The organism is Paraburkholderia phymatum (genome assembly GCF_040965635.1).
GTDB classification, from domain to species: Bacteria; Pseudomonadota; Gammaproteobacteria; order Burkholderiales; family Burkholderiaceae; genus Paraburkholderia; species Paraburkholderia phymatum_B.
Map to the genome: position 1 here is coordinate 47285 of NZ_JBFRCH010000043.1, position 7180 is coordinate 54464.

The 7180-nt window shown below is 65.2% G+C and carries 4 protein-coding genes; 3 read left to right on the forward strand and 1 reads right to left on the reverse strand.

Annotation, left to right across the window (positions count from 1 at the left end; genetic code table 11):
• The first annotated feature begins 1 nt into the window (after position 1).
• Complete coding sequence (locus AB4Y32_RS36030) at positions 2–1225, forward strand: ROK family transcriptional regulator (RefSeq protein WP_368725856.1); 1224 nt, start codon at positions 2–4, stop codon at positions 1223–1225.
• On the opposite strand, the gene AB4Y32_RS36035 is transcribed toward AB4Y32_RS36030, so the two are convergent.
• Complete coding sequence (locus tag AB4Y32_RS36035) at positions 1219–4320, reverse strand: transglycosylase domain-containing protein (protein WP_368725850.1); 3102 nt, start codon at positions 4318–4320, stop codon at positions 1219–1221. The two genes, AB4Y32_RS36030 and AB4Y32_RS36035, sit on opposite strands and share 7 nt — an antisense overlap.
• 344 nt (positions 4321–4664) lie before the next feature.
• Here AB4Y32_RS36035 and AB4Y32_RS36040 point away from each other — a divergent pair, with 344 nt between their 5' ends.
• Both AB4Y32_RS36040 and AB4Y32_RS36045 read left to right on the forward strand, forming a co-directional pair.
• Complete coding sequence (locus AB4Y32_RS36040) at positions 4665–5942, forward strand: NAD(P)/FAD-dependent oxidoreductase (protein ID WP_368725851.1); 1278 nt, start codon at positions 4665–4667, stop codon at positions 5940–5942.
• A 116-nt stretch (positions 5943–6058) separates the two neighbouring features.
• The gene (locus AB4Y32_RS36045; RefSeq protein ID WP_368725852.1) at positions 6059–6748 is read left to right on the forward strand and encodes a TetR family transcriptional regulator; all 690 of its coding nucleotides are present in this window, start codon (positions 6059–6061) and stop codon (positions 6746–6748) included.
• Positions 6749–7180: the final 432 nt, after the last annotated feature.

A 7180-nucleotide genomic window follows, 5' to 3' on the forward strand; every position in this document is an offset into this window, starting at 1 on the left:
GATGGATACGGGCACCCGTTCACCGCTGAAACGCACGGTCGGATCGAACCAGGTCGGCATGCGGCAGTTCAACGAGCGGATCGTGTTGCAGGCGATCCGCCTGCATGGGCCGCTGCCGAAGGCCGACGTGGGCCGGCTCACGCGGCTGTCGATGCAGACCGTGTCGATGATCGTCGAGCGTCTGATCGACGACGGCCTGCTCGAAAAGCAGGCGCGCGTGCGCGGGCGCATCGGGCAGCCGTCGGTGCCCATCGCGTTGCGTGCGGAGGGCGCGTATACGATCGGCGTGAAGGTCGGGCGGCGCAGTCTCGATGTGCTCGCGATGGACTTTCTCGGGCGCGTGTGCTGCCGCGAAGTGCAGGAGTACGCGTATCCCGATCCGCGCACGCTCTTCCCCGCGCTCGACAGCAAGCTCGCGCGCGTGAACGACGCGCTCGGCGCTCGGCGCGAGAAAGTGGTCGGCGTGGGCGTCGCGGCGCCGCTGTGGCTCGGCGGCTGGCGCGATTTTCTCGGCGCGCCGCGCGAGGCGCTCGACGCATGGAACGACATCGACATTCGCGCGCGGATCGCGTCGATGACGGGCCTGCCCGTCGAGTTCGCGAAAGACACGACGGCCGCCTGCGCCGCCGAACTCGTGATGGGCCAGGGTCGCGGCATCCACAACTTTCTGTATCTGTTCGTCGGCACGTTCATCGGCGGCGGGCTCGTGATCGACGGACGACTGCACGGCGGTCCGCACGACAACGCAGGTGCCGTCGGCTCGATTCCGATTACGGGCGGTGGCTCACGTCAACCCGCGCAGCAACTGCTGCATGCGGCATCGGGCTTCGTGCTCGAAAAGCTCTTCGTCGATGCGGGTGCGCCCGCGACGGCCGCGCACGATCATCGCGCGTTGTCGGCGGAGCTGTGGCGTCTGACGGAGCAATGGCTCGACACCGCGTGCCCTGCCATTGCGGGCGCATTGACGAATGCGGCGGCCTTGCTCGATCTCGAAGCGGTCGTGATCGACGGCGAAGTGGACCGGCAACTGGTGCGCGAAATCATCCGGCGCACAGAGCGCGTGCTCGACAGGTTCGAATGGGAAGGCATCGTGCGTCCGCAACTGCTGGAAGGCACGATCGGCTCGGACGCGCGCGCGATGGGCGGCGCGATCCTGCCGCTCTACGCGCACTTCGCGCCGATGCACGAACTGTTTCTGAAGCCGGCCACCGACGTCGGCTATTGAGCGCGCGGCGCGGCGCCCTCATCCGGCGACGCGCTGCCCGCAACCTTCGGCGCTGTCTTCTCTTTCGATGCAGGCTCGTCGAGCAACGGCTGCAACGCGGGCGCCATCGACTTCAGCAGTTGCACGGCGAGCGCGCTCGTGAAGTCGTAGCGCTTCGCATACGGCTCGTGCACGACGGCCGTCAGTGTGCCGAAGAAGCGGTCGCCGATTGCGAACACGAAGGTCGCCGTGCGGTTGACCTTGCGCGACTCGATCAGCCGGCGGCCCTTTGCGTAGATATTGAGGCGCTGGTCGCCCGTGCCCGTCTTGCCGTAGACCTCCATCGTCTTGCCGTCCGGAAACGTCATGCCGCCCGCGAGACGCCTCGCCGTGCCGCCCGTGACGACATCGCGCAACATGCCCTGCACGACGCGCGCGATATCCGTCGACACGCCTTCGTTCGGCTGCGGCGCTGCGTGCACGAAGTGCGTTTCATACGGCGTGCCCTTCGCGAACTCGAGATCCGCGATGCTGTGCGTGGGCGCCTGCTCGCCCTGGTTCGCGATCACGCCGATCAGTTGCGCGAGCGCCGCCGGCCTGTCGCCCGACGCGCCGATGGCGGCCGCATACGACGGCGTCAGATGCGCGAACGGATAGCCGAGCGCCTGCCACGACTTGCCGATCGCGTCATAGGCATGCTGCTCCACCATGCGGCGGATGCGGCGGTCCTGGGTCGCGTGATAGCGCGTCTTGAAGAGCCACTTGTACGCTTCGGCGCGCACGTCGCGGCTCGCGTCCATCACTTCGTTCGCGCTTGCATCGGGATGCACGCGCAGATAGTCGACGAGCCACAGCTCCAGCGGATGCACGCTCGAAATGTACGCGCGATCGTTCAGATTGAACTTGTCGATGCCGTACTTCGCGTAAAGCTGCGCGAGCGCGTCGTCGGGCGGATTGGCCTTCGGCGTGTTCTTCAGCTGCGCGCGCATCTGCTCGTTGAACCACGCCTGCGGCGCATCGGGCCGCACGCTGCGCAACACGGTCGCGAGCTTCGGCGGTGACTTGCGCACGCCGCGCAGCAGGATCGCGACCATCTCATCCTGTGTCTTGCCGTGATACTTCGTGTAGAAACGATTCATGTACACACGGCTTTCCTGATCGGCGAAACGCGTCAGGTACATCTTGCGCGTATCGGGATCGTCGAGCCATTGCGACGATGGACCGGACGTCTTGATCGTTTCGTAGTGGACGATGTCGCGCATGAGCCGCACGAAGACGAGGTTCACCGAATGCTGGAAGGCCTGGCGCACGGTGAGGATGCGCGAGTTTTCATCGGCCTCGAAATTCGTGAAGGCCTGCGCGCCGCCGCCTGTGTAGAACAGCTCGCCCGCGTTCGCCGAGTACTTGCGCTCGACGGCCGCATCGAGCATCGCGGAGAGCGAGCGGTCCTTCGTGTGCATCAGGTAGTCGACGGCCCAGCGTGTCAACGCGTCTTCGCGTTCGGGCTTCACGGCGCGCAATTCGTCGACACTCATCTGCCCATAACGCTGGTTCAGTTCCGTCACGATCTGCAGATACGTGATCAACGTGCGCAGTTTCGCCGTCGAGCCCAGGTTCAGGCGCGCGCCCGAGTTGATGTCGAACGGACGGTTGACGCTGTCCGTCTGCACGCGCAGCAGGTTTTCGCCGTCACGCTTCTCGAACAGCGTGAAGCTGAACGCGATCTTCGACGGATCGTCCTTCGGCTGCAGCATGTTGAAGCCGTACAGCCCCGCTGCCTGCGCGCCGTCGCGTGTCGTCGCATCGGCGAGCCGGTCGCTGATGTCCTGCTGAACCTTGTTGTTCATCGTCGACGTGACACGCACATCGAGGCGGTCGAGGTCATACAGATTCGACACGCCGAGCGACGACATCAGATGCGTGCGCAAGGACGTGACCGCCTTGCGCGCGACGTACGAACCTTCGGGCGTCGCGAGCTTGCCGCGCGTCAGCACGAGTTGCTGCGAGAGCGCCGCGTCGCGCAGCTGCGCGCCGATCACGCCGTTCGCGGCCAGAAGGCGCAGGTAGCTTTCCGTCAGCGCATTGAGTTCCGCGTTGTTGCGCAGCAGGAAGTGCGACGGCCCGCGCTGCGCGATCATCAGCGACAGGACCTGACGGAACACGAGGCCCTGCTCGGCGAGGTTGTCGGGTGTAGACGGCGCTTTCAGCACGCGGTTCGCTTCGTCGAAATCGCGGCCGTACCAGGCGGCGAGCCCGTCGCCGATCCCGTTGATCTCGCCGATGCCCGGCTGCGCGGCGAGCGGCACCGAGTTCAGATAGCGCACGACGATCTGCTCGCGCGCGGGCATCGTGCGCGGACCGTCGAGATACGCGCGCACGGACGCCGATGCGATCTGCCGCAGCTTTTCCTGCGGCGTCGCCGTGCGGCCGCCTGGCGAGTGGCGGAATTTCTCGATCTGCGTGGCGAGCGTGCTGCCGCCGGGCTGCGCCTGATGACGGTTGAAGAACCGCATGCCCTGATCCATCAGCGCGCGGCTGAAGCGTGTCCAGTCGATTGCGGGGTTGCGGTTCGGCTGGTCGGGGTCGAGCAGATGCCGGTCTTCGATGAAAAGCAGCGCCGACACGACGACGGGCGGCACCGACGCGAAATCGTCATAGACGCGCGTCGGATACGACGCGCCGAATAGATGCGCGCCCGTCGAGTCATAGAGCATCAGCCCGGCCTGATCCTTTTCCTCGTAAGGAATGAAAAGGCCGTCGTCCGAGAGCGAAGCCATGCGTTCCGAATCGCGCGCCTGCGACGCTACCGAGAAACCGCGCTCCTTCAGCCGGCGTTCGAAGGCCGGCAGCAGCGCGTAGCCGAGGCGGACGTCGTAGGGGCCGTCGGTGGGAAAACGGATGTTGTCGCTCGGGCCCGCGGAAACGGTAAAACCGACGTCGCGGGTGAGATCGGAGAGGTAGCGGGCCTGCAATCTCGACGTGTCCATTTCGATCTGGACAAAGCGCACGCCGATCGCGACGGCCACGAGAAACGCGGCGAAAAAGAGCCACTTGAACCACTTCCAGACGGACGTGGTGCCGATTGCGCGTAGCGGAAACCGTAGTGGCCGGTTCATGGCGGCGTCTCCTTGCAGATGCCTGACCACAACAACCTCGACTAATATGAGTCTACCGCGTAAAGCGCTGTTGCGAGGGGTCGGCAGTGCGACGACTTCGTGAAGTGAGTACGCCGCACAACATTGCCGTCATGGGCGCGCAACGAAGCTGGCGTTTTCGGCGCGCGGCAGCCGTGGCGCGGGATTCACGAAGCGTCGCGTGCGAGCCTGGCGGGCCGATGCCGGCCGCAACATCCGCCGCTTGCGCCGACGCAAGACCGCCACCGCCGACCGCTTCGGTATACCGAATATGACGCGCCGACGAATTTGAGTAACATAGCCGCGCCCCTGACTCTCAACGCCCTATGCAGAGCTACTACGAAGCAACCGTCGAGCGGCCCACGCGCCCCGCATCGGCTGGCAAACTGAGCGCGAACGTGTGCATCGTCGGCGGTGGGCTGGCGGGGCTATCGACTGCGCTCGGGCTTGCCGAGCGAGGCGTGCGCGATGTCGTCGTGGTCGAGGCGAACCAGGTCGGCTATGGCGCGTCGGGCCGCAACGGCGGCTTCGTGTTCGGCGGCTACAGCCTCGATTGCGCGGACCTGCTGAAAATCCTCGGTCCGGCGCGTGCGCACGAACTCTACGCGCTGACGGTCGATGCCGTCGAGCTGATGCGCGCGCGCATCCGGCGTTACGCGATCGCGTGCGATGCGACGGATGCGGGCGTGATCCTCGCGAACTGGTTCGACGATGCAGCGCGGCTCGAAAGCCAGCGCCGTCTGATGAAGGAATCGTTCGGCGTCGAGTGGGAGACGCTGGGCGCCGCCGATCTCGCCGGTCGGCTCAAGACGTCGCGCTATCACGGCGGCCTTTTCGAGCGCAACGCGTTCCACTTTCATCCGCTGAAGTATGTGCTGGGCGTCGCGCGCGCGGCGGAACAGGCGGGCGTGCGCATTTACGAAAAGTCGCCCGTGACGGCCCTGCGCAGGCAGGGCGCGGGCTTCGTCGTCGAGACGGCGCAAGCGCCCATCGACGCGCGGCATGTCGTGATGGCGGGCGGCGGCTATGCGCGCAACGTCTATCGGCGCGTCGAGCGCGCCGTCCTCCCGATCGCGACCTACGTGATGGCCACCGAGCCGCTCGGCGCGCGTCTGGCCGAGGCGATCGCCTGCCCCTCCGCCGTCTACGACACGCGCTTCGCGTTCGACTACTACCGGCCGCTGCCCGACACCCGCATCCTGTGGGGCGGACGTATTTCGATTCTCGAGCGGGAGCCTGACGCGATCGCGCGCCTTTTGCGCCGCGATTTGCTGAGGGTCTATCCACAACTGCGCGACGTGCACATCGAACACGCATGGGGCGGCCTGATGAGCTACGCGCGGCACAAGATGCCGCAGATCGGCCAGAGCGCGGACGGCGTGTGGTATGCCGTCGGCTTCGGCGGACACGGCATGGCGCCGACGACCGTTTCCGGCGAGCTGCTCGCGGCCGCGATCGCGGGCGAGCGCGCCGTGCCCGAAGCGTTCGCGACGTTCGGCCTCACGCACACGTTCGGTGCACTGGGCCTCGCCGCCGCGCAGCTGACCTACGCGGCGATGCAGACGCGCGATGCGCTCGCGGACCGTGCGCGGCGTGCGTCGTGAGATGCGTGGCGCGGCTCGCGCGCATGCGCGTGATGAACGTTGCGCATGCCGCCAGGCCGCGTCGGGCGGCATTTTCGACATGCTAGAATGAACCGTCATCGCCGCCGGAATACACAATGAAAAAGGGAAGCCGAGCTATTGCGCCCGAGCCAGTCGACACCCCCAAAGAAATCTCCGAACCACGGCGCAAATACGATCCCGAAGAGACGAAGCGCAACATCCTCGCGGTAGCCACACAGGAGTTTTCGTCGATGGGACTCGCGGGCGCGCGCGTCGACGCGATCGCCGAGCGCACCAACACCACGAAGCGCATGCTCTACTACTACTTCGGCAGCAAGGAAGGGTTGTACGAGGCCGTGCTCGAAAAAGTGTATGGCGACATCCGCTCGCTCGAACAGGATCTGCACGTGAGCGACATGAGCCCGGTCGAAGGCTTGCGCAGCCTCGTCGAATTCACGTTCGACTATCACGACAAGCATCGCGACTTCGTGCGCCTCGTGACGATCGAGAACATTCACGGCGCGAAGTACATCGAGCAGGTGAAGACCTTCAAGAGCCGCAACGCAAGCGTGATTCGCACGATCGAAGATCTGCTTGCGCGCGGCGTCGCATCGGGCGACTTCCGCGACGACATCGATGCGATCGATCTGCACTTGCTGATCAGCTCGCTGTGCTTTCACCGGATCGCGAACCGGCATACGTTCGGTACGGCGTTCGGGCGCGATCCTTCGCATGCGAGACTGCGGGCGCGGCATCGCGCGATGATCGTCGATGCGACGCTGAGGTTTGTGAAGCGGAATGGTTAGGGGTTTTTCGTCTGTGACGCTGGGTGGTTTTTTGCTTTTAGCTTGCCGCTGGCGTTGTGTCTGCGATTGCTTTTAGCTTTGGGTCGCTTTGGGTCGCTTTGGTTCGCTTTGCCCTTCGCGGGCATCCGCGATGCGCCTCGCGGCGCGGGCGTTGCCCCTGTGCGGGGGGCACTTGCCTTTGTTTGCAACGGCTTTTGTTGTGGGTTTTTTGCCTTTATCGCAGGCATCCGCGTATGCGCCTCACGGCGCGGGTGTTGCCCCTGTGCGGGGCGGCACTCACGTTCTTTGTCGCCGCAAAGAAAGTAAGGGAATCTCTGCAAAAGTCCTGGCACTGACGTGAGCGTGAACTATCCTGGGATGGGGATACTTCAAGGAGCGGCGAGATGACACAGCTTGGTCTTGGTCTGGATCTGTCGACGAAGCGCACCCGCA

What these genes read in the sequence shown, in the direction of transcription:
- AB4Y32_RS36030 (WP_368725856.1), top strand. Translation starts at nt 2, where the DNA reads ATGGATACGGGCACCCGTTCACCGCTGAAACGCACGGTCGGATCGAAC.
- AB4Y32_RS36035 (WP_368725850.1), bottom strand. Translation starts at nt 4,320, where the DNA reads ATGAACCGGCCACTACGGTTTCCGCTACGCGCAATCGGCACCACGTCC.
- AB4Y32_RS36040 (WP_368725851.1), top strand. Translation starts at nt 4,665, where the DNA reads ATGCAGAGCTACTACGAAGCAACCGTCGAGCGGCCCACGCGCCCCGCA.
- AB4Y32_RS36045 (WP_368725852.1), top strand. Translation starts at nt 6,059, where the DNA reads ATGAAAAAGGGAAGCCGAGCTATTGCGCCCGAGCCAGTCGACACCCCC.